This window comes from Novosphingobium terrae, from assembly GCF_017163935.1.
In the GTDB taxonomy this organism is placed as follows: Bacteria; Pseudomonadota; Alphaproteobacteria; order Sphingomonadales; family Sphingomonadaceae; genus Novosphingobium; species Novosphingobium terrae.
Window position 1 is genome coordinate 61,955 of the sequence record NZ_JABVZR010000002.1, and the last position, 26,025, is coordinate 87,979.

Consider the following 26,025-nt stretch of genomic DNA (forward strand, 5'->3'; position numbering starts at 1 on the left):
TCAAAAACCCAGCGCCTCCAGCCTCTGGCGGATCGCCGGGCCCATCACGGCAGCGCCTTCGGGGCGGAAGATCGTATCATGGCTGCCGGGCACCTCGATCCTGTCGAACCGTCCTTCGATATGGCCCGTCCAGCCAAAATCGGGAGGGAACAACCGCCCCGGCCGCATCTCCATATTGCGGAAGAACAGCACGTCACCGGGATAGGGTTCCAGATCGAAACGCGCCTGACTGGGCCGCAGTACCTCCTCGGGGAACCAGCGGTTGTTGTCCTGCAGGGGATCATGCACCTCGCCCAGCGAGGTGATGCCCAGCTGCCGCAGCATGGCGCTGATGTGCAGGCGCCGCGCCAGCCGGTAATTGTCGATCCATTGCGCCATCGTCAGCTCGCCCGAGGCCACGCGCTGGCGCAAAGCGTTAAAGCTGCGCCCCCGCACCTGCCATGCCCTGATGTGGCGATCCAGAAAGGACATGTTTTCGCGAAAACCGGGGCGATACGTGTCAACCAGCACCACCAGCGGCACGTCCTCGCCTTCCGAGCGCAGGATGCGCGCCGCCTCCAACGCGATGGCCCCAAAGATGCACAGGCCGAACAGCACATAGGGCCCATGGGGCCGCGCCAGCCGGATCATCTCCACCGCATCGCGGGCATGGTCCGAGAAATGGCGGAGCGGCAGAGCCATCCGCACCGGCGAGGGGCAGAACTGGATGTCATAGAAGGGATGCCCGCCCTCGATGGCCCGCGCCACCGGATAGAGCAGCGAGGCATTGTTGATCGCCATGATCGGCACCCCGTCCCCCTCCGCCCGCAGAGGGATGATACGCTGGCGCAAAGCCTCCAGCCGGGGATTGACCCGCGCGCGCGGGGGCACAGGCTTTGACTTCTGCGGCGCTGTTTCCGGCGCGGGGCTGGCAGGGCGCCGTTCATGGGGCTCAAGCACCGCCAGCTCGGCAAGGAGCGCTTGCGGATGCGCCACCGCCCCTTCCATCACCTTGCGCCAGACGGCCAGCAGCGCGTCAATCGTGGCGCTGTCGTAAAGCGCGCTGGCGCCCTCGCAGGAAATCCGCCAGCCCTCCTCGCGCCCGACCATGAACAGGCTGAGATCCCACAGCGCGCCTGCCGAATGGCCGGGAGCAGAGGCGACGCGGAAAGCACCGAACTGGCGATCGGCGTCGCGCCCTGTCGAGATATAGGTGTGCTGCACCACCAGATTGACCTTGTAGAGGGGCCTACCCTCTGCGGCCCCCGCCAGCCGCGCCACCTCGGCAAAGGGTAGCAGCTGGTTCTGTGTTGCCTCAAGCGTCACGCCGCGCACACGCTCGGCGAAGGTGAGGAAATTATCGGCAGGCATCACCGGCAGACGCAGCACCACCGTGTTGAGCAACTGGCCGACGATATGCTCGGCATCGGGGTCTTCACGCCCGGCGGTCTGCGTGCCCAGCACCACCTCGCCTGCGCCGGACACCAGATGCAGCGCTGCCGCCGCCGCTGCCGTGGTGAGCGAAAAGAGCGTATGGCGGTTGGCATGGGCCAGATGTTCAAAAGCCGTGGTCAGCGATTTGGGCAGCAGCACCGAGCGGATCTGCCCCTCGCAATCGGTACGCGGCCCGGGACGGTCAGGGGTGATCCCGAAATGCGGCAGACCCGCCAGCTGGCCCCGCCAGTAATCGCGCTGCGCGTCCAGCGCGCCACTGGCCAGCACATCATTTTGCCACAGCGCATAATCGCCGAACTGCATCTCGACCGGCGCGAGATCGGCCGGAGCACCGCCATCCGCCGCGGCCGCCAGCCTGCCGAATTCCTGACTCAGCAGATCGACCGACCAGCCGTCGATCACCAGCTGATGGAAGGTGAAATGAACATAGGCCAGATCCGCCGCCAGCCTGACGAGCAGGACCCGAAACAGCGGCGCGATGCCATCGGCCACGGCGAAATGTTTGCGCGCCTCCGTCACGCCCAGCCGGTCCAGCTCCGCGTCACGCTGCGGCGAAGGCAGATGCCGCAGATCGACCACATCGGGCTTGAAGGCCAGCTTGCGCAGCACCTCCTGCTCCAGCCGGCCATCATCCTGCATGCGGAAGCGGGTGCGCAGGATTTCGTGGCGGTCGACCAGCCCTTGCAAGGCTTTCGTCACGGCGCCGTCGGAGATGCTCCCTTCGAGGCGACGGCGGAAACTGGCATTGAGAGCGTCGCGCGCAATCGGATTGTCCATCTGCTGCCAGATGTGGCGCTGATTGGCGGTGGTGGGAAACCGCGCGAGAACCTCAGGCTCGGGCGCGGCACCGTTCAGCGACAGGTCGATGGCGTTCATCAGCGGATCTCCCTGACCATGTTGCGGCGATAGGCCGAAAGCGGAGCGATGGTGGAGGCCTTGCGGGATGGCCCCGCCGTGCCGCTGGCCAGCATGGCCGCCACCTCGCCCAGCGTCGGATTGGCCAGCAGCTGGCGGCTTTCCAGCGGCAGGCCGATGTCTGTCATGCGCGCCACGATGCGGAAGATCTGCAAGGATTCAGCCCCCAGATCGAACAGCGCATCATGGGTCGCCACCGAGTCGAGCCCCAGCACATCGGCCCAGATGGCACCGATCTTCCCCTCGATCTCCAGCAGTTCCACCGCGCGATGCGGGGTGTGCCGGGAGGCAAGTTCGACAGCGTCGGCAGGAGCGTTCTTCACCAGTGACGCCAGCAGGGCACGATCCACCTTGCCATTCGTGGTCTGCGGCAGGTGGTCGATCTGGCGGATGGTCCGGGGATGCATCACTTTGGGCAGCAGGCGTGCCGCCTGCGCTTTCGCCTCCTCGATCAGCCCGGCCCGCGCCGCGCCCGCCTCGGGCACCACAAAGGCGTGGATCTGGCGCGAGCCAAGATCATTCTCCACCACGGTCACCGCCGCATCGGCGATTCCGGCGATCTCACGCAGCACACTTTCGATTTCGCCCTGTTCGACGCGCTGGCCATTGATCTTGACCTGCCCATCGGCACGGCCCAGAAATTCGAGCACGCCATCGCTGCGCCAGCGCGCCAGATCGCCGGTTCGGTAGAGCCTTTCCCCGGCCACGAAAGGATGGGGTACGAAGCGTTGCAATGTCAGCTCCGGCTGGCCCAGATAGCCCAGGGCCAGCCCTTCGCCGCCCACCAGCAACTCACCCACGGCGCCGCGCGGAGCCAGTCGCAGATCGGCATCCATGATGTAGACGCTGCTATGGGCGATTGCGGTGCCGATCGGCACCGACCCTGCGCCCCAGCCTTCAGGAGGCAGGCGATAGCAGGCCGAGAAATTGGCGTTTTCCGTGGGCCCGTAGACATTCACAAGCTGCGCATGAGGCACGGCAGCCTGCAGCTTGCGCAGATGGGCGGGTGACAGCACATCACCTCCCGCCAGGATCTGTCGCAAGGGCGCCAGCACCTGCACACCTTCATCGATCAGCGCATGGAACAGCGCTGCGGTGAACAAGCCCGTGGTCACGCCATGCCCGGCAATCGCCTGCCCGATCCGCGCGAGCGAGGGCTTCACCTCCGGCACCACAGCAAGCGTGCCGCCATGGAGCAGCGCCCCCCAGATCTCCAGCGTGCTGGCATCAAAGACCAGTGGGGCAAGATGGAGAAACACCTGATCGGGGCCGAAAGCGATATAATCCTGATCGCTCACCAAGCGCACCACCGCGCGATGCGGAACAACCACCCCCTTGGGCTTGCCGGTCGATCCGGACGTGTAGAGAACATAGGCAGGGTCATCCGCCATCACCGTCACCTCGGGCGGGGTGGCCGGGTGACTGTCTGCCAGAGTGGCAAGGGCAGCAAAGGACAGGGCCGCAACCTCACTGCCAAGCGCTGGCGCAGCCGCCTCGCCGCCGGGGCCGATCAGCACCAGCGCCGCCTTCGCGTCGCGCAGCATATGCAGCAGGCGCGCCGTCGGAAGTGCAGGATCGAGCGGGACATAGGCTGCACCCGCCTTCAGCACGCCCAGGATCGCCGCGATCGTATCCAGCGAACGATCCGTCAACAATGCGACATGGTCTCCCCTGCCGATCCCGCGTGCGGCCAGCGCCCGCGCCAGCCGGTTGGTGCGTGAATCCAGCTCGGCATAGGTCAGCGCATCCTGCTCACAGACCACGGCCTGACGCGTGCCATGACGCGCCGCTGCGGCTGAAAAGTGCTTCGGCAGGGTGGTGTCATCGGGCAGGCGCGGCATGGTCTCGCCCTGCGCCATCAGGAAGCGACGCTCATCCTCGCCCAGCAGGTCCACTGCGCCAATCGGCGTGGCCGGATCGGCGATCACTGCGCGCAGCACCTGACGCAGATTGTCCACCCAGCGCGCGATGGTCGCCTCATCGAAGAGATCGGTGGCGTAATCGACATCGATCCGCAGACCCTGGCTCGATTCCACCATGTTGAAGAACAGGTCGAAATTGCTGGCGGCTTTGGGGTTTGGCAGCAGGCAGGCCTTGGTGCCCGCGAAATCGATGTCCTCGCCCAGCCGCTCCAGATTGAACTGCACATCACAGAGCGGTGTGCGGTTGGGATCGCGCGGCAGACCCAGCGCGCGCACCAGCGCACCATAGGTATAGTCCTGATGATCTAAGGCCTCCATCAGGATCGCGCTGACCGAGCGCAGATGCTCGCCCAGCGGGGCGGCCACGGAAAAGGGCGCGCGCAGCGGCAGGAAATTGACGCAGTGCCCCGCCAGCACCTTGCCCTCGACCAGCGTCTGACCGGCCACCGGGCAACCGATCACCACATCCTCACGCTCCGCCAACCGGCCCAGCGTAACCTGCAATGCCCCGAGCAGCGTTGCGAAAAGCGTGCAGCCCAGTTTCGCCCCGGCCTTGCGTGCATCGCGCATCAATGCGGCATCGATCGCGGCCGTCATGGTGGCGCCGTTGAAGCTCTTGATCGCCGGGCGAGGCCGGTCGCCGCGCAGGTCGAGCGGCGGGGGAAGCGTGGCATAGGCCTCCTTCCACCAGCGCTCATTCTCGGCATTGGCCCCGCTGTCCCGCGCCTTGGCCAGGGCGTAATCCGCGAAAGGCTGCACCGGATCGAGCACCGCAGCAGCGCCCGTCACGCGGGCACGATAGAAGGCGGCCACCTCTTGCGCGAAGAGATTGGCCGTCCAGCCGTCAAAGACGATATGATGTGCTGTAACGATCAGCGCAGAGCCGCCATCGACCTTCAGAAACAGGCAAGCCCGGATCAGCGGCCCTTCGGCCAGATCGAAGGGCGTTGCGGCTTCTTCAGCCTTGCATGCGGCGATCATCTCTTCGTCAGCGCCCTCGATCACGGGCAGGGTGATGTGCAGGCCCGGCGCGATGGCCAGCAGGGTCTGCCCCGTCGGCACCGTGGCGCGCAGGGCATCATGCCGCGCGATGAAATCATCGATGGCGCCCTTCAGCGTCTCCGGATCGACTGCCCCATCGAAGGCCAGCGTGATCGATTCATTGTAGGCGCAAGAGGCCTGCTCCCCCATCTGCGCCGAGAGCAGGATTTCCAGCTGCGGCTCGGTCAGCGGCACCTCGCGCGGTTCGCCCAGCGGCGGCGGAAGAGGCGTGTAGCCCTCCGACACCAGAATGCCTGCAGCCTGAAGCAGGTCGATGGTCTGGCGTGTGGCCTCGAAAATCTGCTCGATGTCCGCATCGCTGTGTGCGGTGGTGAGGAAGCAGGGATAGCCGTCCAGCACATGCACGCCCAGCAGGCGCATGTTGTAATGGAACAACGCCCCCAGCCTGTCCGCCGCCGACAGATTGAGCATGAACCAGCTGGAATAGGTCTCGACGCGCGAGGGCACGCCCTTGCTTTCAAACAGCGCGTTCATCCGTGCGACCAGAGCGGCGGTGCGGGCGGTCAACCGTTCCTGCAACTGCGGCCCCTCGGCCTCCAGATGATCGAGCACTGCGCGGCAGGCCGCCATCACCAGCGGATGGCGCACGAAGGTGCCCGCAAAGAAGGTGGGCGCCACTTCGGGTGCGCTGTCATCGCCAAAGTTCCAGCCGCCGCCGTCGAGCGCATCCATAAACCGCGACGAACCGGCCAGAATGCCCACCGGCATGCCGCCGCCCACCACCTTGCCATAGGTGGCCATATCAGCGCTGATGCCCAGCACCGCCTGCATGCCGCCGGGATGGGTGCGGAAGCCGGTCACCACCTCGTCGAAGACCAGCGCCGCGCCGCTGTCTGCGGTGACCGCGCGCAGATCGCGCAGGAAATCGAAGGGCAGCAGTTCGGGATGGCGGCTCTGCACCGGCTCGACGATCACCGCCGCCACATCATCGGCATGGGCGCGAATCCAGTCCAGCGCCTCGGGCGTGCCATAGGGCAGCACCACCATATTGCTCAGCGAGCCTTGCGGAATGCCCGGTGCGATGGGGAAGGCCCGCGCCTGCTCGGGCTTGCCGCCCGCCTTCACCAGCACCTCGTCGAACTGGCCGTGATAATCGTTGTTGAAGACCACCACCGTCTCGCGCCCGGTAACGCAGCGAGCAAGGCGCATCGCCGCCATCACCGCCTCGGAGCCGGTGTTGCAGAAGGTCACGCGTTCCATGGCGACCATGCGGGCGAATTGCGCCGCCACCATGCCCGCCAGCGGGGTCTGGGGGCCGATGGCGAAACCTTCCTCCAGCTGACGCGCGACGGCGGCCTGAACGAAATCAGGCGCATGGCCAAAAGCCGTTTGCCCATAGCCGTTCACCAGATCGACATAGACATTGCCATCGACATCCCAGATCTTCGAGCCCTTGGACCGCTCGGCCACCACGGGGAAGACCATATCCTTCCACACCACCCTGAAGCCGGAAACCGAGCGCGGATCGGCGAAATAGGGGCGATGTTTGGCGGCCTGTGCCATCGATCCCGGCATTCGGGCGTGAGTACGCGCGGTCATCTGCGCGATCAGCGCCAGCTGGCTGTCGGTCACCGGCGCGGTGGGGGCCTTGCTGTTGAAGGGGCGGAAGCGGCTGGGCGCATCGCTGACCGTTTGTGTCTGGGCCGGTTCCGGCAAGGAAGCCGCCGTCCGGGGGGGCGGGGATGGAGCGGCCGCGGGCGGGGTCAAGGTCGCGGTGGCAATCACAGGTGCGCCATGCCCCTGCATCAGCGCCAGTTGCTGGGCGATCACACTCTGCATCGCCGACAGTTGCGCCTGAAAGGTCGCTGCCATGCCATGCGCGCCATCGCTGACCGCTGACGGCATCGCCATAACCGGCATCGTGATGGCCGCTGGTGCCGCAACATCAGGCGAGCCAACCATGGCCGGGGCCACGGGCGCGGCTTCTTGCGGATCGGGCGGGCAGTTCTCGTCCAGATAGAGAGCCAGCGCGGAGAGCGTGGTGATATCGGACAGCAGCTGGCGGAACACCAGGCTGACGCCGAACTCCCTCTGCACCCTGGCCGCCACCTGACCGAGGAACAGCGAGTCGAAACCCAGTTCCAGAAAGGGCGTGTCATGATCCGCTTCGCCCAGCGCCTCGCCGGAGAGGTCTTCGAACAGGGCGGTCAGGGCGGTGGTCAGGCGGGCAAGGCGGCCGGTGTTGGCGGCAGGGGCAATGCTGGTCATCTCTTGCTCACTTTCAATCGGTCGCAGAAGGGGCATGCCGGTCCGGGCGGTGGGCGCAGCAACGGCGTCGGGCGCCTCGATCCAGTGCAATTGCCGCCGGAAGGGATAGGAGGGCAGCGCCACGCGGCGCGCCTGATCGCCATACAGGCCGGACAGATCGACCGGCGCGCCCAGCGCCCAGAGCCGCGCCAGCGCTTCATGAAAACTCAGCACATCTCGGTCCGCCGCAACGGCATCGGGCAGCGAGGTGATGGCGGCACGGTAGCCATCGCGCGCCAGACCCTGCGTGGCGAAGGTGGTCAGGGCCCGGCCCGGCCCCACTTCGAGCAGGATGGGCGGCGTATCGCCCGCCACCCTTTGCAGCGCATCGGCGAAGCGCACCGGCTGGCGGCAATGACGCGCCCAATAGGCCGCGTCGGAGGCCTTGGAGACCCATGCGCCTGAAACGCTGGAGACATAGGGGATAGTCGGATCGGCAAAGCTCATCCCCTCGGCAAAGGTCTGGAGGCCCTCCACCACCGGGTCCATCATGCGCGAATGGAAGGCATGCGAGGTATGCAGGCGGCGGCAATCGATGCCCGCCTCCTGCAACCTTGCCTCCAGCGCCGCGATGGCCTCGAAAGGCCCTGCCGCAACGCAGAGTTCGGGGGCATTGGCAGCAGCAAGGTCCAGATCACCGCCCAGCAGGGGCAGCAGCCGTGCCTCCGTTGTGCGGACGGCCAGCATGGCACCCTCAGGCGCATTCTGCATCAGCGCCGCGCGCCGCGCGATCAGGGCCAGACCATCCTCGAAGCGCATCACGCCAGCGAGGCAGGCCGCCACCAGCTCGCCTACGCTATGGCCGATCATCGCATCGGGCCGGACGCCCCTGGCCATAAAGAGTTGCGCCAGCGCATATTGCACAAGGAACAGCGCGGGCTGGGCATAGACCGTCGAGCGGATGGGGTGCGGCGTATCCTCTTCGCCGCTGGCCGTGGCATAGAGCAGATCGCGGATATCGAGCCCCAGCGAGGGTTTCAGCGTCTCCGCGCCCCGGTCGATCCAGAGGCGGAAGACGGCTTCACTCCGGTAGAGGCCTTGCGCCATCTGCGGATATTGCGAGCCCTGCCCCGGGAACATGAAGATGATGGGGGCGGCGTCCTTGGCCTGCCCCTTCAGGCCCTTGGTGGCGAAGGCGGACAAGCGCTCGGCGGCCTCCTGCGCGGATGCGGCAACGACGGCCCCACGCGCCGCGCGCAGGCTGCGCCCCTGATCCAGCGTAAAGGCCACATCGGCCAGCGGCAGATCGGGATGAGCGCACAGATGCTCAGCCAATTCGCCCGCCATGGCCTCCAAAGCCTCGGGGGTCGCGGCAGACAAGGGCAGGACCTGCATCCCGCTTTTCGTCTCGCGGTGAGGCGCGGATGGTGCTTCTTCCAGCACGACATGGACATTGGTGCCCCCCACGCCGAAGGAGCTGACGCCCGCACGGCGTGGGCTCTGCCCCGGTGCCCAGGGGGTCAGTTCACGCTCGATGCGGAAGGGGCTGCCCTCCAGCGCGATATGCGGATTGGGCGCGGTGAAACCGGCCAGTGGCGGGATCTGCGCATGGCGCAGCGCCAGCGCCGCACGGATCAGCCCCGTCACACCGGCAGCAGCGTCAAGATGGCCGGTGTTGGCCTTGGCCGAACCCAGCGCGCAGCCGCCCGGCACGTCTGTCTCGCCAAAGGCGCGCATCAACCCGTCGAATTCGATGGGGTCGCCCAGCGGGGTGGCGGTGCCGTGCAATTCGACATAGCCGATGGTCTCGGGCGCGACATCGGCCTGCGCCAGCGCGGCGGCGATCGCCTTGGCCTGCCCTTCCGCGCTGGGGGCGGTAAAGCCGATCTTGCTGGCGCCATCATTGTTGACGCCGGTGCCCCGGATCACGGCATGGATCTCGTCACGGTCGGCCAGAGCATCCTCCAGCCGCTTGAGCACAACCACCCCCGCGCCAGAGCCAAAGACCGTGCCGCAGGCCGCCGCATCGAAGGGGCGGCAGGTGCCATCGCGCGATCCCATGCCGCCATCTTGCCACAGATAGCCGCGCTTCTGGGGAAAGGTGATCGAAACGCCGCCGGCAAGCGCCGCATCGCACTGATAGGTCAGCAAGCTCTGGCAGGCCTGTGCCACCGCCAGCAGCGAGGTCGAGCAGGCGCTTTGCACCGTCATCGCGGGGCCACGCAGATCGAGCTTATAGGCCACGCGGCTTGCCAGCACCTCGGGCAGCGATCCCACCAGCGTGGGCATGTCGCCCAGCTGATAGGTGCTGGCAAAGCGGTCAACCGCCGCGCGGTCACCCAGCACATGGCGCATCAGATAGGTGGGCATGCTGGCCCCGGCGAAGATGCCGATCAGGCCGGGATAGCGCCTGGGATCGATGCCCGCCTGATCCAGCGCCTCCTGCGCGATTTCGAGGAAAATGCGGTGCTGCGGATCGGTCAGCGCCGCCTCGCGCGGGTGCATGCCGAAAAACGGCGCATCGAACAGGCCGACATCGTCCAGCACAGCGCGGGCTCGGACGAAAGCGGGATCATCGCGCGTGGCGGTATCGAAGGCATCCTCCAGCTCGCCTTCCGCAAAATGCGAGATCGAGATCGTGCCGCGCCGCTGGTTCTCCCAGAATTGGGCAATCGAGCGCGCGCCCGGAAAGCGTCCGCTCATCCCGACGATGGCGATCATGTCGCTGGCGTTCCCCCCGCTCCCCTCCGACAGATCCTCGCTCATATGCTCCATACCTATCCCCTGTTTTGTTCTCCTAGGATGCTCTTGCCCGGCGCAGGGCTGCCCCGCGCTGGCGTCGTGCCCGCTCGCGCGCGGCATCCGACAAACTTTGCGGTGCTGCTTGCGGGGCTCCACCCAGATGCGCGGTCATCGCGCGGATCGTGGGCCGGGCGAAAAGATCGGTGATGGCGATCTTCACGCGTAGCAGATGTTCCAATTCGGCGTGGACCCGCATCCATTGCAGCGAGGTCCCGCCCAGATCAAAAAAGGCCTGATCCAAACCGATCTGAGCCGTGCCCAGAACCTGTTGCCAGATCGCCAGAATGCGCCCTTGCAGATCGTCAGTTCCAATGACGGGCTCCGCGTTTTCCGCAATAAGCCGCAGCAGTGCCGCGCGATCGACCTTGCCATTGGGTGTCAGCGGGAACGCCGCCACAGGCACGATCCGCGCGGGGCACATATGGGCTGGCAGTTGCTGGCGAAGCCGCGCGGCTGCGGCTTCAACCACCGCATCCCCCTGCCCGCAACCCACGGCGATAAAGGCCAGGATGCGCTTGCCATCGATCACCACGCAAGCATCAGCCACCTCTTCGCCAAGACGCAGCGCCGCCTCGATCTCCCCCGGTTCCACGCGTTTGCCGTCGATCTTCACCTGACGGTCAATCCGACCAAGGAAATCAAGGCTGCCATCCGGCAAAGCGCGAACCAGATCCCCCGTCAGATAGAGGCGCTGCGAGATGGGCGCTGGCGCCTCGACAAAGCGTTCGGCCGTCAGGGCCGCCTGCCCCAGATAGCCCAGTGCCAGCCCGTCGCCCGCTGCCGCCAGCTGCCCCTGTTCGCCCGGCACGACAGGCCGTAACGCTTCATCGACGATAAAGACCTGCGTGCCCGCAATCGCCCGCCCGATGGGAACGCGCCCCCCGGACCATGTGGCACGATCGATGGTGGCGCAGCAGGTGAAGGTGGTGTTCTCGGTCGGGCCATAGCCGTTGATCAGGCGGCAGTTCGGCACGGCAGCGAGAAAGCGCGCCACATGGTCGGGCGAAAGCACATCGCCGCCCGCGAGCAGCTGGGTGAGCCCGGCCAGAGCCTCGATCCGGCGGTCGACCATCAGATGGAACAGGCCCGCTGTCAGCCATGCGGTGGTGACCTGCTGGCCTTTGAGGACATCGGCAATGCTGTCGAGCGAAGCCTGTCCCTGTGGGACAATCGCCAGACAGCCGCCATGGAGCAGAGCGCCCCAGATTTCGAAAGTGCTGGCATCGAAGGCCAGCGGGGCGAGATGGAGGATCACCTCCTGCGCCCCCAGATCGCAATAGTCCTGCCCCACCACCAGCCGCGCGACACCGCGATGCGGCACAACCACGCCCTTGGGCTTGCCGGTGGAGCCGGAGGTGTACATCACATAGGCCGCGTCCCCGGGCTGGCAAAGCGTCCGGTCCGGCGCAGGCCCGTTCGCTTCATGGCCAGCTTCATCGAGCAGCCAGAGGGTTGCGCCATGCCCCATCCCGGCCAGTCTCGGCTGCATGGCGGCATCGGCAAGCAGGATGGCCGGAGCAGCATCGGCCAGCATATGGGCCAGTTGCGCATCGGGATAGGCCGGGTCCAGCGGGACATAGGCCGCCCCCGTTCGCACGATGGCCAGAATGGCCACCAGCGCCTGAATGGATCGACCCGCACAAAGCGCGACGAAAGCCCCCCGCCCGATCCCCGCCCCGGCCAATCGCCGGGCCAGGGCCCCTGAGCGATGCTCCAGCTCGCGATAGGTCATGGGGGCAAAGCCGGGCTCGACGGCGGCGATGCGCCCGGCATGGCGGCGGGCGGCGTCCTCGAACAGATCGGCCAGATGGCGATGGTCAGCCACAGGCTGCCCGCAGGCATCCGGCCCGGTTGCGGGCTTGCTGTGAAGCAGATCAGAGACGGTGTCGCTCAACATCTCATGGCCCTTGTCATCCTGTTGCTTTGCCGACGTCTTCCAAGCGCGACCCGGAGTCCTCCCGAAACCCGATGCCAAAGGCGCGCACGACCCGTGATAAGGATCCCTCGTATCGGGCGGCTGGGCGTGCATCTTGGGATGCTTTTGCGCCTTCGCCGCGACACAATGCGCGATGTGCGAGTGATCCCCGCCAGCAACAGTCTATGTCTTCGATGGCGCGACGGCAGGTACTATTAGGGGGAGGAATAAGGATTTGTCGTCATACCCCTATCGGAGCAGGCGCTACGCCTGATGCTCCCTTGCAGCAAAGGCGCAAGGCACGAATTCTAGGAGCTATCAACGGCCTGCTTCCGGGCTGATCGGGTGCAGTATCAATGGCATGATTTCAGGCGAGACAGGCCGCATGGACAGGGCGATGCGTACAAGGATGCACTCACCTATCTTCTCACAGGACGTGCCGGTTCATGCCGCATCCTGGGCGCTTGACGGCGCGGGGATGGACAGCGGCACGGCGGTCCGCTTGAGACGGTTGCACCATCCTGAAACCCCCGGCACGCAATGGCCGTTGAAGGAAGAGCTCTGGCTGTGGCTCGGGGCGGAGGCTACCCCTTTGGCGGAGCTGCCCGCCTGTCTCTCCGGGGCAGAACAGGACCGCGCGGCCCGCTTCCGCTTCGAGCAGGACAGATGGAGCTATATGGCGGCCCATGCCGGCCTGCGCCTGCTGCTGGGGCGCCTGCTGGATGAGGCGCCGCCCAGCATCGCCTTCCACACATTGCCCGGCGGCAAACCGGTGCTATGCCCCTCGCGCTACGGCGCGCACCGTGCCGCCGCGCTGCACTTCAGCATCAGCCATAGCCGGGGATTGGTCGCCGTCGCCCTTTCGGGGAGCCCGGTAGGGGTGGATGTCGAACGAGTCCGTCTGCTGGAGGATATGGCGCAGCTGGTCGCGCGTTTTATGGCGCCCGAAGCGCTGGCCGCCTTCACGGCTACAACAAACCCGCAGGACAGGATGGCGCTGTTCTACCGCAACTGGACGCTGGGCGAAGCGCTGGTGAAGGCGCATGGCGAAGGGATCGGCGAGGGGTTTGGCAGCTTTGCCTTCACCCAGTCCGGCCCGCCGCGTCTGACCAGAACGCCGCCCGGCTGGGGCCCCTCGGACCGCTGGCGTCTCGGCCATGACGTGGCCGGGGCTGAACACCGGGCGCGGGCGGCCTGAGCATGTCATGACCAACCAGACCAACACCCCCGGCCTGCATGACAAGGTGGCCAAAGGCAGCCTGTTCCTGTTGTTCAACCGGCTCGCCATCAAATCGATGGATGTCGTGATCCTGATGGTGTTGACGCGCCTGCTGATGCCTGCCGATTTCGGGCGGGTCGCCATCGCGCTGTCGACCATCCAGATCATCGAGACCGTGCTGGACCTTCAGACCGGCATCGCCCTGCTGCAGATCAATCCCATCACCCGCGCGCATCTCGATACGGCCTTCACCATTGCCCTGCTGCGGGGGCTGGCGATCATGGTGCTGATGGTGCTGGCCTCGGTGCCGCTGGCGCGGTTTTATCGCGACGATCACCTTGTCGCGCTGATCTGCGCGCTCTCGGTCGTGCCTTTGCTGCGCAGCGCGCGCAGCCCGAGGATGTTCCACTTTTTCAAGACGCTCAGGTTTGGCCCCGAAGCCACCGCCGATCTTGTCGGCAAGATCGCGGCGCTGGTGCTGTCGGTCAGCATCGGGGTGATCACCCACAGCTATTGGGCGATTGCGGCGGGCGCCATCGCCGCACCGCTGTTCACCTCGCTGTTTTCCTATGCGCTCTGCCCCTATTGGCCGGGCTTCACGCTGCAGCATCGCCCGCTGTTCTACCGCTATATGGGCTGGGGACTGGCCGGGCAGCTGTGCAGCGCGCTCAACTGGCAGACCGACCGTTTCGTGCTGGGCAAGATGGTCACGGATGAGGCGCTGGGCCTGTTTACCACCGCGCGCGACTTTGCCGGAACCGCCTTCAAGATCGTGATGGACACGCTGATGCGCCCGGTGCTGGCCGGGCTGTCAGCCACCAACGGCGAGCCCGAACGCATGATCCGCGCCTATGGCAAGGTGCTTTCCGCCACGATGGCAATCGCACTGCCTGTCGGGCTTGGGCAGGCGCTGCTGGCACCGGAAATCGTGGCGGTGCTGCTGGGGCCGCGCTGGGGGGCGGCAGCACCGATCTTCGCACTGGTGTCGCTGGCCATGATCCTTGCTTTCTTCTCCAGCGTGACGAGCAATCTGTTCTACGCCATGGGGCGGCCCGATCTGGTGTTCCAGCGCAATTTCCTCGATCTGCTGTTCAGATTTCCCGCCACGATCCTGGGCATCGCCATGATGGGGCTGCAAGGCGCGGTCTATGCGCTGATCGCGGCGGAGGTGCTGCTGGCGGTCATCTGCCAGCTCTCGGTCAGGCGGCTGCTGGGGCTGTCACTGCCATGGGTGATCGCGCGGATCTGGCGCAGTCTGGTGAGCGGTGCGGCCATGGCGCTGGTGCTGTGGCTGGCGCTTCCGCTGTTTCCTCATGCGCCGGGTGTGCTGCCCGCGCTGCTGACCATGCTGGCGCTGGTGCCGCTGGGCGCGGCCACCTATGGTGGCGTGCATCTCATCGCCTGGGCGCTGAACGGCAATCCCGAGGGCATTGAGGGGCAGGCCATCACCTTCGTGACGCAGCGCCTTACGCGAAGCCGGACACCCGCCTCGATCTAGTCAGGTTTGCGCTGATAGACATGGATATAATCGACCCAGAGATAGGACGGTTCAGGCGTATCCTTGATCGGCCAGCCCGAACCAAGCGCCAGATCGACCAGCGGATAGAAGCAGCTGCTGTAACTGGGCGGCGCAGGCGCATGCCAGCTTTCCCGGCGATCGAGGTAGAAATGCACCTCGCTGGGTGTCACCTCCACGCCATAGGTGTGGAACTGCGCCGAAAGGCTGCCGGGCGGCACGCTGATCACGGATCGCTCGCCCTCATTGGGCTGGCCGAACTGGGATTTCCAGACATGCCAGGTCGAGACGATATGACTGTCATCGCGGCCGTAATATTCCATCACGTCGATTTCGGCTGAGCCCTTCGACTTGTCCCGTCCGATCAGCCAGAAGGACGGCCAGACCCCCGGCCCGGGCGGCAGCTTCATCCGCGCCTCGAAATAGCCGTATTGCTGGCAAAAGCCGCGATCCTTTGGATCGACCGCAGACAACAGGCCCGAAAACCATGTGCCCTTGGCATTCTTGCGCGCCTCGATCCGCAGCACGCCATCCTTGACCGTGAAGGGAAAGCCCGGCTCGGGATCGGCAAAGGCCGCATCGCCGAAATCGCCCGCCCAGGGCGTATGCGCGATCCAGCGGCTATGACCATCGCCCCATGCGCTGACGCTCAGATCGTTGAAATCTTCCGCAAAGGTCAGCGTGTAATGCGAGAGATCGATGGGAGCCGCCGGGGCGGTCATCGCCTTGCTTCCGGACAGCAGGAAAGGCGCCATCGCCAGCAAGGCGACGGCCCGCTTCAACCCCAACCGTGTCATTGCGGCAGAGCTCCTTCCGGCACCTGCACCCTTTCCGCCCGCCGCTCCAGACCGCGTGCCTCGCGATAGACATCCACGGTTTCGCGCGCCATCCGCTCAACCGTCCAATGCGCCCTGCCGTCCTGCGCGGCCTGCCGCAACCGGGCCAGCTCCGCGCTGTCACCGATCACCGCCTGCAAGGCCTCGGCCAGTTGCGCGCTGTTGCCCGCCGTGAAAAGGCGCCCGCTCTTGCCGAAATCCAGGATCTCCGGATTGCCGCCGACATCGCTGGCGATGCAGGCGCACCCCATCTGCCGGGCCTCGATCAGCGCCAGAGCACAAGGCTCGGCCAGCGAAGCCAGCACAAAGACATCGGCCCCGGCCAGCACGCTCAGGGGATCGGTCATATAGCCCATGAAATGGATGTCCCCCGCATGCCCGCTCGCCGCCGCCTGTTCCTCAAGCGCCTCACGCGCAGGGCCCGCGCCCACGATGTAGAGATGCGCTTGCGTGCCCCGCCCGCGCAGGGCGGCAAAGGCGTCGATCAGCGTGTCGATGCCCTTGCGCGGATGCAACCCGGCGACGGTGACGATGGCCGGGCGCTCGAGCGTGGCGGCCTCGAAAGGGGTCGGTGCCCGGCGCGCGCCATTCACCGTGCCATTGTGCACCACGCGCAGCTTGGGGCCGGGGATGCCTTTCTCGATCATCTCGCGCCGCACGGCATCGCTGACCGCGATGACCAGATCGCCAAACCCCATCAGTCGGCTCTGGCGGTCGAAGGAGTTGTGCAGCGTGGTGATCAGGCGGTAACCGCCCAGCGGCTTGAGCAGCCATGCCAGCATTGCGCTGGACACCATATGTGCATGCACGATATCGGGCCGTGTGCGCCGCAGCACAATCGCCAGATCGCGCAGCATGGACATGACCTGCATCACGCCGCCCTCAGGCACTTCGATAAAGGTCACTCCATGCCGGGCCAGAACCGGTGCGAAGTGACCCGCTCCCGCCACGAAAAGCACCTCATGCCCCAGCCGCGCCTGTTCGCAGGCCAGATCGACCGCCACCTCGACATGGCCGTTGGCTTTCCGTGAATGTTTGAGGAGATGGACGATCCGCACGATGCGCTGGTCTCCGAATATAAGCGGGCGCGCGATGCCTCGCGCGGGCGCCATCTGGTTGCAGGCAGCTATATCCCTGTAAAAGCAGCGGGGCATGTGCGCAAAGGGATGATGTCCGTCTGCCATCTGCCCGGGACTACTCCTTAGGCTTTACCCCCTGATCTTTGCTGCACGACAAGCAGGCTAATCATTCGAGATTAGTGCTAACTCGGCTTTCCTCAAACGCGCCATCGCATTACACTGGTGCCCGCTCACCCACGATTGAACACCTCATCCCATGGAACCGGCAACTCATCCGGCACACTGTAAAATCGCGGTTGGCACGCGAGATAAAACGGGCAAAGTTTCGCCATCTCTGCGGCGAAGGATGCCCGGATCTGCATGAGCAAACGCTCGGGAAGGCGCATGGAAATGCTGCACCCGTCGCCATGCTCACGCACTGGAATTGAGAGGAATGATTGACTGGAAGACGTGCGAAGAAACAAGAATTACATCGATCTCCAGTAGCTTACCAGAATCACAGCTGCACGACAGCATCATCCAAGGTCCCGGGACAAAGTCCTTGACCAAGAATGGGTCGGCCCAAAGAGGAAGGAAAGAAACTTGCCGCCAACCGATCAGCGCCCGATTGATTTTTCGGAATTTGCCGAAGTCGCGCAGGTCTTCACGGACAGCTATACGCGGCTGATCCGCAATGGCTCCCCCGCCTCCGAAATCGCCTGGGCCATGCTGGGCGCCACGCTGAACGTCTATGAGATGTTCGGCCTGCGGGGTGAATTGCCCGGCCTGTTTCGCAACCTTGCCGATGAAATCGAAATGGACACGAAGATCAACTGAAGGCACCGGCTGAGCGATTCTCCCACACGCTCACCCTTTCGGCTATATCCTTAAGGTTTCTTCCTGAGGGAAGTCCTTGCCGGTAAGCTCCACAAAGACCGCGATATAGCGATCGCCGATGGAGCGAGCACCCCATCATGCGCATTCACGTAATCTTTGCGACAACCGGCAGGGCCGAGGTTCTTGGCAAGGTTGTCAGCCGTTTGAAGGACCAGACCCGGGCTCCTGATGGTGTTATCGTCGTGGGAACCTGCCCCGCCGATGTTGCGGGTGTGGAGGGGACGTTCCCCCGTCTCCAGGTCATCATCACCGCCAAAGGCTTGTGCAACCAGCGCAATGCCGGGCTTGCCGCCCTTGGCGATCAGGGCGATGTCGTGGTCTTCTTCGATGACGACTTCGTGCCAGCCCATGACTTTCTGGAACAGGTCGAAACGCTGATGTCTGCCGACGAAAGCATCGTCGGCCTGACTGGCCAGCTCGTTCGGGACGGCGCGCAGACCGGATCGCTGATCTTCGAGGAGGCGGTGCACCAGCTCGATGTGCTGCATGAGCGCCCCTCTATGGGCGAAGCGCGCACGGCCTGGCTCTATGGCTGCAACATGGTGATCCGCCTGAGCGCGACCCCCCAGTTGCGCTTCGATGAAGCCCTGCCGCTCTATGGCTGGCAGGAGGACGTGGATTTCAGCAGCAGGCTGGCCCGGCATGGCAGGCTCTACCGCACGGCAGCGCTGACCGGCATCCATCTGGGCGTGCGCGGCGGGCGGACATCCGGGCTACGGCTTGGCTATTCGCAGATCGCCAATGTCATCTATCTGCGGCGCAAAGGGACCATCCGCTTCCTGCATGGCTGGCGCATTCTGACCTGCAATGTCGCGGCCAACATGCTGGGCAGCCTCACCACCAACTCCCCGGTGGACCGGCGCGGCCGGCTGAAAGGCAACTGGCTGGCGATGCGCGATCTGACCAGCGGCAGGATCGATCCGCGCCGGGTTCTCGCACTGTGATCGGGCTCCGCATAAGGCGCGCGCTGCAGCGATGACCGCCTTCCTGATCAATGGCCGCTTCCTGAGCAGGCCCACGACCGGCGTCGACCGCGTGGCGATCGAACTGGTCCGTGCGCTGCAAAAGCGCCGCAACGCGGGTGCGCCCATCGAGCTGTCGATCGCCGTTCCCGCCGACGCGCCGGGCGATGGGGCGATCCGCGCCTCCCTCAACCTCGATGCGGACTGCCCGATCCTGCGCTCTCGCCACCGCGGCTATGGCTGGGAGCAGATCGCGCTGCCCATGCTCCAGCCCGACGCCATGTTGCTCAGCCTCTGCAACATGGGGCCAGTGCTACGGCGCCGACAGCTGGTGCTGATGCATGATGCCCAGATTTACGATGCTCCGGGCAGCTACAGCCCCGCATTCCGCTGTGCCTATCGCCTGCTGCAGCCCCTGCTGGCACGCCGGGCGCAGCATATTGCCACGGTTTCGGACCATTCTGCGCAGCGCCTGAGGCACCATCGGGTTGGCGGCCTCCGCGATTTTCACGTTCTGCCCAATGGCATCGATCATCTCGATGCGATCATACCGGACGACACGATCCTGAGCCGTCTCGGATTGCAACCGGGCAGTTATCTTCTGGCGATCGGCGCCAAAGCCTTTCACAAGAACATTCCCATGCTGCTGGCGGCCCATGCCGCTCTGCCTGCGCCGCGCCTGCCTTTGGTGCTGGTCGGCGGTGGCGAGGCAGGCGAAGACGTGATCTCGACGGGACGGGTCAGCGATGGCGAGCTTAAAGCGCTCTATAGCCACGCCAGACTGTTCCTTCTGCCCTCTCTGACCGAGGGTTTCGGCCTGCCCGCACTTGAGGCCATGGCCTGCGGCTGCCCGGTGCTGACCTCGGACGGCGGCGCCCTGCGCGAAACCTGCGGCGAGGCGGCGGCCTATTGCCCTCCCATGGACAGGCCCAGCTGGACGGCCCGCATCGGCGCTTTCTCCACCTCTGAGCGGAAGCTGGAGGCGATGCGCCGGGCCGGACTGGCCCATGCGGCGCGGTTCCGCTGGGACAGTGCCGCCGGACGCTTGCTTCAAATGGTGGAAAGCGCGAAGCAGCCCGTGGAGCGCCATGATCCGCAAGCGGTTGTCGCGCGCGGCTAAGGCGGCCTGCCCCAGCAAGGAAGACATATAAAAATAGAATGCGAGGGGGTTACCCCCTCGCGCTCCCATGACTGTCTACCTCGCGCATAACCGACCTGTTTGGCACGAACTCATGGCTCCGCAGGCAGGGACGATATGTTGCGCAAACCCATGTGATCGCCTGCGGCGCTGCAAACTTAGCCCAAGGCCGAACCCATAGCGCTACGCAGACATTAAAGGGAGCGCGAGGGTTATGACCCTCGCATTTTCCTTCTTACCCCCTTCCTGATCAATCATCGCCTAATTGATCTGCGTAAACCGTCGGATTTTCCGGTCGAAATGGGCAACCGAAAACCGCTCCGCCTGCTCGACAGCATGGCGCGGATCGAAATCGCGCAGGAAATCCTCCATGCGGCCGACTGCTTCGATCAGATCCTCGACCTCCTGGCGCGCAAACAGCACCCCGGTACGCTCCGGCACGACACTGTCGAGCAGGCCACCGCGCCCCAGTCCCACCACAGGCCTGCCCGAGGCCATGGCTTCCACCGGGGTCAGGCCGAAATCCTCTTCCGCCGTCATCACCAGCGCACGCGCACGCGCATAGGTCTGGCGCAGCTGTGTGAAATCGAGATGGCTGACAAAGCGGATGTTCGGTTTGGCCCGCGCCTTCAGCGCCTTGGCCATTCCCCCGCTACCAACCATCACCAATGGCAGGCCATTCTCGTTGAAGGCATCCACGGCCAGATCGGGGCGCTTGTAGGGCACCATCTGGCCGACCCAGAGGTAAAAATCGTCGATCTCGCCGGAAGGGCTGAACAGGCTGGTCTCGACCGGGGGGTGGATCACCTCGGCCTCGCGGCGCCAGAACTTGCGGATGCGCTGCTGGATAAAGCTGGAATTGGCCGCGAAATGATCGACCCTTGCGCTGGAACTCACATCCCATTCGCGCAGCCGGTGATACATGGTGGGCATCGCCATCCTGGCCAGCAGGTTCGCCTCTTTGCGATATTGGTGATAATGGTCCCAGATGTAGCGCATGGGCGAGTGACAATAGCAGAAATGCTGCGCATTGGGCGCGGTGATCACACCTTTGGCCGGCCCTGCCTCGCTGCTGATTACCAGATCGTAATCCGACAGGTCCAGCTCTTCCAGCGCCATCGGCATCAGCGGCAGATAATATTGATAAAACTTCCGCGCATAGGGCAGCTGGTTGATAAAGCTGGTGCGGACATTGGCCGCCCTGATCCGCGCGGACATCGCCGAGGGATCGTAGACATGGGTGAGGATATCGGCGTCGGGATAGAGATTGAGCAGGCGTTCAAGCACCCGCTCCCCGCCGCGCATCGCCACCAGCCAGTAGTGGACCAGCGCCACCTTTGGCCTTGACCGTCCGTGGGAGAGGATCGCTGGACTTCGAGCGGCGGCAGCAAAGCCGGGGGCGAGCAGGTTCATGTGTAATACTCGCTATACTTGTTGTAGTAAAAGGCGGGGTCCTCGCGGGTGAAATAGGCGCGCTTGGTCAGATCGACCTGATTGAGCGCCACACCCACAACATTGACGAGGTTCTTGGGCAGGCGCCCGCGCGCCGTGCGAATGGCAAAGGACGAGGTGTCACGCCATTTGGCCACCAGCACCACCGCATCGGCCCGCGTGGCCAGCGTGCGTGTCGCCGCGATCGGCAGGATCGGCGGCAGATCGAGGATGATCCGGTCGAATTTGCCGCGCATCGCCTCCAGCAATTGCGGGAAGAGCGGCCCGGTCAGCAATCTTTCGGAATCCGCCGAATTGGCACCCAGCGGGATCACGCAAAGCATGCGGTCCTGGACCAGATGGTCGATGTTGAGCGGCACGGAGCCATCCAGAATCTCGATCAGCCCCGGGTGATCCGGGCCGACATTGAACTGGCGGCTGATCCCGCGGCGGCGCATGTCACAGTCGATCAGCAGGGTGCGCGCCCCGCCTTCGGCCAGCACATGGGCCAGACAGCAGGAGGTCATCGTCTTGCCCTCGCCCGGCAGCGCCGAGGTCAGCGCGATCACCTGTGCCCGGCCCGTGGTGGACTGGTCTATCGCGGTGCCCAGCACCCGGAAGGCCTCGGTGAAGGCCGAACGGGGGCTGTCCTGAACCGCCGAGAGCGCGGGCGGCCTTTCAGCATGCACCGAAGAAAGCAGGGGGATCGAGGCCAGATAGTTTTCGGCCAGATTGTGCTCGACATCATGCGCCGTCGTCACGCCGAGGAACAGCGCATCGGTGATATAGGCCCCCACCACACCGACGCCCAAACCGATCACCGCCGCCAGCGCGATCACCAGCGGAATGTTGGGCGAAAGCGGCTTTTTCGGTTCTGAAGCCAGCGAGAGGATGCGCGCCATGGGGCGCTCACTGCCTTCTGCTGCCAGCAGTTGCTTATAGCTGCTCAGATAGGTGTCATAGATGCCCTGCGAGGCGTTGGCCGCGCGTTCAAGCCCGCTGAGCCCCACCATCGCGGCATTGTTGTCCGCCAGCTTCACCCGCGCGCCCTCAAGGCTAGCGTCAAGCGAGGACAGCCGCTCCTGCGACACATTGCGCTTGGCCTGCAGATTGGACATCACGCGGCCAATTTCCGCCTGAATGCGGCTGCGCACCTCCTGCAGCTGGTTCTGGCTCTGGATCAGCGCGGGGTGATTGGGGCCATAGCGCGATTGCAGATTGGCAACCTGCCCCGCCAGCTGCCCTTCCTGCGTGCGCAGATTGGCGATCACCGGCGAATCGAGCGCCTCACCAACGTCATCGCCCGAAGACCCCTTGCGCAGCTGCTCGATCGCCGTGTCGAGCCGCGCCCGATCCTCGACCGCCGAAGCGCGCGCCTTGCTGACCTCCAGATTGTAGGCAGAAATCTCCTGCTCGGCCAGCGAGGCGCCCGAGGTGCTGAGCAGATTATGCGCGATGCGATATTGCTGCAGCGCCTCGGTGTCCGACTGCGCCTGAGCCCGCAGCTTTTCCAGGCGCCCTTCCACCTGCTTGCGCAGGCGCAGGTTGCGGTCCTGCTCGGCGGTGACCTGCCACTGCGCATATTGGCGGGCATATTCATTCACCACCATCTGCGCTTCACGCGCTGAGGGCGCATCATAGCTGATGGTCAGCGCATAGGTCTGGCTGTTCCGCTTGGCCGAAACATGATGCATCAGAATGTCGTAAACGGCTTGCGACGGCATGACGATGCCGGCGGGCAGCGCCTGCGTCACCTTCGCGGCCATGTCCTGCGATTCGATGATTGCCGTCTGCGTGTCGACCAGCTGCGTTTCGGGCACGGCTGCGGTCGTCTCATCAGGGCTGCTGCCGGGCGCCTGTTTGGCGTTGTCCAGCACCATCACCGTCGCCTCGGCACGCCAGGTCTTGTGCGAAAAGAAGCTGAAGGCCGCGCCGACCAGCAGGCCGAGGACAGCGCATCCCACGATGATCCCCAGCCGTCGGCGCAGGAAGCTGACCGTGCCGATCAGATCGAGCCGGTCTGAAACGGCGATCGCCTGATCGCCCAAATTCGCAATCGCGGGTGTTTCCGCGTGTTTGGCCACAAGTTCACGCGAGCCGCTCATGGTTTCCCTCCATCGCTCGGTTCCATGGTGTTAAGGGGCTGGTACTTTTGCGTCACAACACAACCCTCACACCCACGGAGCCGGAAAAGCCGCTGTAGGAGCGCCCGGAAGCGCCCCCCCATTGCTGGCGCCAGCCTGCCTGTGCCAGCAGGCCGACATTGCGCGTCAGCCGGTAATGCCCGCCAGCCCCCGCCTCGACACGGCGGTCAGAGCGCGGCAGGCCGCGATAATCTTCCTGCGTGTAGGCGGCATGGGCATCGACCAGCACCCGGTCGCCCAGAGCGCGCTGGCCCTTCAGATCAAAGGTGCTGCGCACGATGGCCGGCGAGTTCGTCAAGGGGCTGGCATCGACGTCGCGCCGCCCGGTGGCCGTCAGGCGCCACATCGGCGTCGGCGTCCAGTTGCCGGCCAATTTATAGCTGATGCCGCTGACCGGCGGGGAGGACGCCAACTGGAATGTCTGCCGCATATAGCCGACCGCCGCCTCGGCATCGATGACCGAACTCACCGCGACATGCACCCCCGCCAACGCCGCATAGCCGCTGGAATTGCGGGGATAGCCAAGGTTCTGCGCATAGGTGACCTGATTGACGCTCAGCTCCGTATAGAGCCGCAGCGCGGGAGACAGGCGGTATTGCGTTTCCAGCATGCCCTGGCGGACTGTGGCGTTGCGATAGGACAGGTCGACGGGCACGCCCTGGATCGCGGCCTTGAGATAGTCCTGCGTGCGCAGCGATCCATCAAAGGCCACTTCCAGAATGCCGCCGCTGCGCGCCAGCCTCACATGGAGCTGCTTTCTGTTGTAAAGAACCGGATGATCGGTGGTGAACTGATCGCCGGCGGTGCCACGCATCTCATAGTCACGCGCCAGCTCTCCATCGGCGTTCACGGTGATCCGGTGGCCCAGATCCAGCCTGGTGCGCGCTGAGCCATGATAGGTCGAGGTGTCCTCGGCACCGATCTTGGCATAGCGCTGCAGCATGCCCCCCGCCGACAGCTCCGCCCAATGGCGAGCGGAGGTGGTGGCCAGATGCAGGTCGGACTGCAGAATGCCGATGGTGTCGGCCCTGCTGCCGGTGTCGACATTGTAGATGTTGGAATTGCCCTGCGCCTGAAGCGTGGTTTCATTGCGCAGCACCAGCGCATCGCCCAGCGGTACGCCCGGGCTGTTCTCAGGATCGAACATCTCGGTGGGCGTGAGTACGCGCGCCGTCTGCGCGCTGGCGACGCGCGGCAGGGCCAGCATGGCCAGCAGCAGCGTGGCGCGCGTGACCAGCGTCGGCGCCCGGCGCTTGGCCTTGCCGGACATCACATAGATGACGCGGTTTGCGGCGATCTCCCGCCGCTCCTCCCCCGCTGTCAGCATGACCACCAGCAGGCGGGCCAGTTGCCAGGCCTCGGCAAGATGCCCCGACGGGGACGGGCTGGACGAGGCGCTCCGTATGGCCGGGGCGTTCTTTACGCTTTGATCAGGCAGTCGGATGACCGCCTGCCGCGAGGTGCCGCTCTTTCCTAAGGTCCTGCGCGCCGCCATCAGCATGCCCCCTTGCGTGTAAGCACAGCGGGCAAGGTGGCCAACAGCAGCTTCCCGTCGAACACGAAGGAGCGACGGCGCAGATAGAGCCGGTCGGCGGCAACCCTGCGGCGATAGGAGGTATCGCTGCGCCCGCTCACCTGCCACACCCCGGTCAGCCCGGGCTTGCATTGCAGATAGCAGCTGGCATGAGCGCCATAGCGCGCCAGCTCCTCCTGCACGATCGGGCGTGGGCCGACCAGCGTCATCGTGCCATTGAGAACGTTGTACAGCTGGGGCAGCTCATCGAGGCTGCTCTTGCGCAGAAAGTCCCCGAACCAGGTCACGCGAGGGTCTTTGGACAGCTTGCGGTTATGCGCCCATTCGCTGCGGAAGGCGGGGTTGCTTTTCAGCAACTCGTTCAACCGACTCTCCGCATTGCGATGCATCGAGCGCAATTTGTAGCATTGGAACGCCTTGCCATCGCGGCCGATGCGGCTGTGCGCGAAGAAGGGCGGTCCACGATCCGTCAGCCAGATGATCAGCGCCAGCATCAGGATCAGCGGCATACACAGCACCAGCAGACACAGCGCACCGGCAACATCGCGCGATCGCGCCAGCCATTCCGAGGCCTGCCCCGACACAGCGCGGCCCGCATCCGGTTGATACCTGCCCTGCACCACCCGGCTCCATGGCTCGGTGGCGGCTTTGGCGATCACCGGATAGCGATCCCGGTTCCAGTCCACCGCGGGCCGCTCCTCATCGAGGATGATCAGCTTCTCGACCGGCGAGGGCGGCGACCAGAGCAACAGAATCGGAGACGCCACGATCACCGCCTGGCCGCCGTCTTGCACATCTGTTCGTGAGGTCAGCATGGGATGTCACATCACCAATCGAATGGAGAAAGACAGGTTTGACAGCGCCCGAGTGGCACCATCACGCCTATGACGATTTCCCAATTTCCCATGCCGCACAACCGAGCATCCGGTGTAGGGATGCCTACTCAAAGTGGTTAAGGAAACATTGCCTTCTGCGCCGGGCCTCTCACTCAGAATAGCGATTTCGGGTGATCGCGGGCTTGGCTATGCTGCGTGAAATAACTGTAACCAGCCA

At 65.0% G+C, this 26,025-nt stretch carries 14 protein-coding genes; 5 read left to right on the forward strand and 9 right to left on the reverse strand.

Annotation, left to right across the window (positions count from 1 at the left end; all coding sequences use genetic code 11):
• The 3 genes from HGK27_RS18945 to HGK27_RS18955 are packed head-to-tail and all read right to left on the reverse strand — an operon-like array spanning position 1 to position 12,219.
• The gene (locus HGK27_RS18945) at positions 1–2,310 is read right to left on the reverse strand and encodes a condensation domain-containing protein (RefSeq protein WP_206244413.1); all 2,310 of its coding nucleotides are present in this window, start codon (positions 2,308–2,310) and stop codon (positions 1–3) included.
• On the reverse strand, positions 2,310–10,286 hold the full coding sequence (locus tag HGK27_RS18950) for a non-ribosomal peptide synthetase/type I polyketide synthase (RefSeq protein ID WP_206244414.1): 7,977 nt from the start codon (positions 10,284–10,286) through the stop codon (positions 2,310–2,312). Before HGK27_RS18950 ends, HGK27_RS18945 begins: the two co-directional genes overlap by 1 nt.
• Positions 10,287–10,317: 31 nt before the next feature.
• The gene (locus tag HGK27_RS18955) at positions 10,318–12,219 is read right to left on the reverse strand and encodes a non-ribosomal peptide synthetase (protein WP_206244415.1); all 1,902 of its coding nucleotides are present in this window, start codon (positions 12,217–12,219) and stop codon (positions 10,318–10,320) included.
• A 427-nt stretch (positions 12,220–12,646) separates the two neighbouring features.
• Here HGK27_RS18955 and HGK27_RS18960 point away from each other — a divergent pair, with 427 nt between their 5' ends.
• Both HGK27_RS18960 and HGK27_RS18965 read left to right on the forward strand, forming a co-directional pair.
• On the forward strand, positions 12,647–13,435 hold the full coding sequence (locus HGK27_RS18960; protein WP_206244416.1) for a 4'-phosphopantetheinyl transferase family protein: 789 nt from the start codon (positions 12,647–12,649) through the stop codon (positions 13,433–13,435).
• Positions 13,395–14,954 (forward strand): oligosaccharide flippase family protein, encoded by a 1,560-nt coding sequence (locus HGK27_RS18965; RefSeq protein WP_206244417.1) that lies wholly within the window; start codon positions 13,395–13,397, stop codon positions 14,952–14,954. The genes HGK27_RS18960 and HGK27_RS18965 overlap by 41 nt, the downstream gene beginning before the upstream one ends.
• On the opposite strand, the gene HGK27_RS18970 is transcribed toward HGK27_RS18965, so the two are convergent.
• A complete protein-coding gene (locus HGK27_RS18970) occupies positions 14,951–15,754 on the reverse strand; it encodes a glycoside hydrolase family 16 protein (RefSeq protein WP_407674717.1) in 804 nt (267 codons plus the stop codon). The genes HGK27_RS18965 and HGK27_RS18970 overlap by 4 nt on opposite strands.
• 11 nt (positions 15,755–15,765) lie before the next feature.
• The gene (locus HGK27_RS18975; RefSeq protein ID WP_206244419.1) at positions 15,766–16,920 is read right to left on the reverse strand and encodes a glycosyltransferase family 4 protein; all 1,155 of its coding nucleotides are present in this window, start codon (positions 16,918–16,920) and stop codon (positions 15,766–15,768) included.
• 549 nt (positions 16,921–17,469) lie between these two features.
• Between HGK27_RS18975 and HGK27_RS18980 the strand changes: the two genes are divergently transcribed.
• From HGK27_RS18980 to HGK27_RS18990, 3 genes are all read left to right on the forward strand, one after another.
• A complete protein-coding gene (locus HGK27_RS18980) occupies positions 17,470–17,703 on the forward strand; it encodes a hypothetical protein (RefSeq protein WP_206244420.1) in 234 nt (77 codons plus the stop codon).
• Between the two features lie 137 nt (positions 17,704–17,840).
• Complete coding sequence (locus tag HGK27_RS18985; protein ID WP_206244421.1) at positions 17,841–18,707, forward strand: glycosyltransferase family 2 protein; 867 nt, start codon at positions 17,841–17,843, stop codon at positions 18,705–18,707.
• 31 nt (positions 18,708–18,738) lie between these two features.
• Positions 18,739–19,845 (forward strand): glycosyltransferase family 4 protein, encoded by a 1,107-nt coding sequence (locus HGK27_RS18990; protein WP_206244422.1) that lies wholly within the window; start codon positions 18,739–18,741, stop codon positions 19,843–19,845.
• A 279-nt stretch (positions 19,846–20,124) separates the two neighbouring features.
• Here HGK27_RS18990 and HGK27_RS18995 read toward each other — a convergent pair whose 3' ends face one another.
• The 4 genes from HGK27_RS18995 to HGK27_RS19010 are packed head-to-tail and all read right to left on the reverse strand — an operon-like array spanning position 20,125 to position 25,739.
• On the reverse strand, positions 20,125–21,276 hold the full coding sequence (locus HGK27_RS18995) for a glycosyltransferase (RefSeq protein WP_206244423.1): 1,152 nt from the start codon (positions 21,274–21,276) through the stop codon (positions 20,125–20,127).
• Positions 21,273–23,399 (reverse strand): GumC family protein, encoded by a 2,127-nt coding sequence (locus HGK27_RS19000; protein WP_206244424.1) that lies wholly within the window; start codon positions 23,397–23,399, stop codon positions 21,273–21,275. The genes HGK27_RS18995 and HGK27_RS19000 overlap by 4 nt, the downstream gene beginning before the upstream one ends.
• A 52-nt stretch (positions 23,400–23,451) precedes the next feature.
• Positions 23,452–24,933 (reverse strand): outer membrane beta-barrel protein, encoded by a 1,482-nt coding sequence (locus tag HGK27_RS19005; protein ID WP_241127622.1) that lies wholly within the window; start codon positions 24,931–24,933, stop codon positions 23,452–23,454.
• Positions 24,933–25,739, reverse strand: a complete 807-nt coding sequence (locus HGK27_RS19010) for a sugar transferase (protein ID WP_241127624.1) — start codon at positions 25,737–25,739, stop codon at positions 24,933–24,935. The genes HGK27_RS19005 and HGK27_RS19010 overlap by 1 nt, the downstream gene beginning before the upstream one ends.
• Positions 25,740–26,025 lie beyond the last annotated feature (286 nt).

Excerpts from the sequence above, each read along its gene's own strand:
- HGK27_RS18945 (WP_206244413.1), bottom strand. The coding sequence starts at position 2,310 with ATGAACGCCATCGACCTGTCGCTGAACGGTGCCGCGCCCGAGCCTGAG.
- HGK27_RS18950 (WP_206244414.1), bottom strand. The coding sequence starts at position 10,286 with ATGAGCGAGGATCTGTCGGAGGGGAGCGGGGGGAACGCCAGCGACATG.
- HGK27_RS18955 (WP_206244415.1), bottom strand. The coding sequence starts at position 12,219 with ATGTTGAGCGACACCGTCTCTGATCTGCTTCACAGCAAGCCCGCAACC.
- HGK27_RS18960 (WP_206244416.1), top strand. The coding sequence starts at position 12,647 with ATGCACTCACCTATCTTCTCACAGGACGTGCCGGTTCATGCCGCATCC.
- HGK27_RS18965 (WP_206244417.1), top strand. The coding sequence starts at position 13,395 with ATGACGTGGCCGGGGCTGAACACCGGGCGCGGGCGGCCTGAGCATGTC.
- HGK27_RS18975 (WP_206244419.1), bottom strand. The coding sequence starts at position 16,920 with ATGGCGCCCGCGCGAGGCATCGCGCGCCCGCTTATATTCGGAGACCAG.
- HGK27_RS18985 (WP_206244421.1), top strand. The coding sequence starts at position 17,841 with ATGCGCATTCACGTAATCTTTGCGACAACCGGCAGGGCCGAGGTTCTT.
- HGK27_RS18990 (WP_206244422.1), top strand. The coding sequence starts at position 18,739 with ATGACCGCCTTCCTGATCAATGGCCGCTTCCTGAGCAGGCCCACGACC.
- HGK27_RS18995 (WP_206244423.1), bottom strand. The coding sequence starts at position 21,276 with ATGAACCTGCTCGCCCCCGGCTTTGCTGCCGCCGCTCGAAGTCCAGCG.
- HGK27_RS19000 (WP_206244424.1), bottom strand. The coding sequence starts at position 23,399 with ATGAGCGGCTCGCGTGAACTTGTGGCCAAACACGCGGAAACACCCGCG.
- HGK27_RS19005 (WP_241127622.1), bottom strand. The coding sequence starts at position 24,933 with ATGGCGGCGCGCAGGACCTTAGGAAAGAGCGGCACCTCGCGGCAGGCG.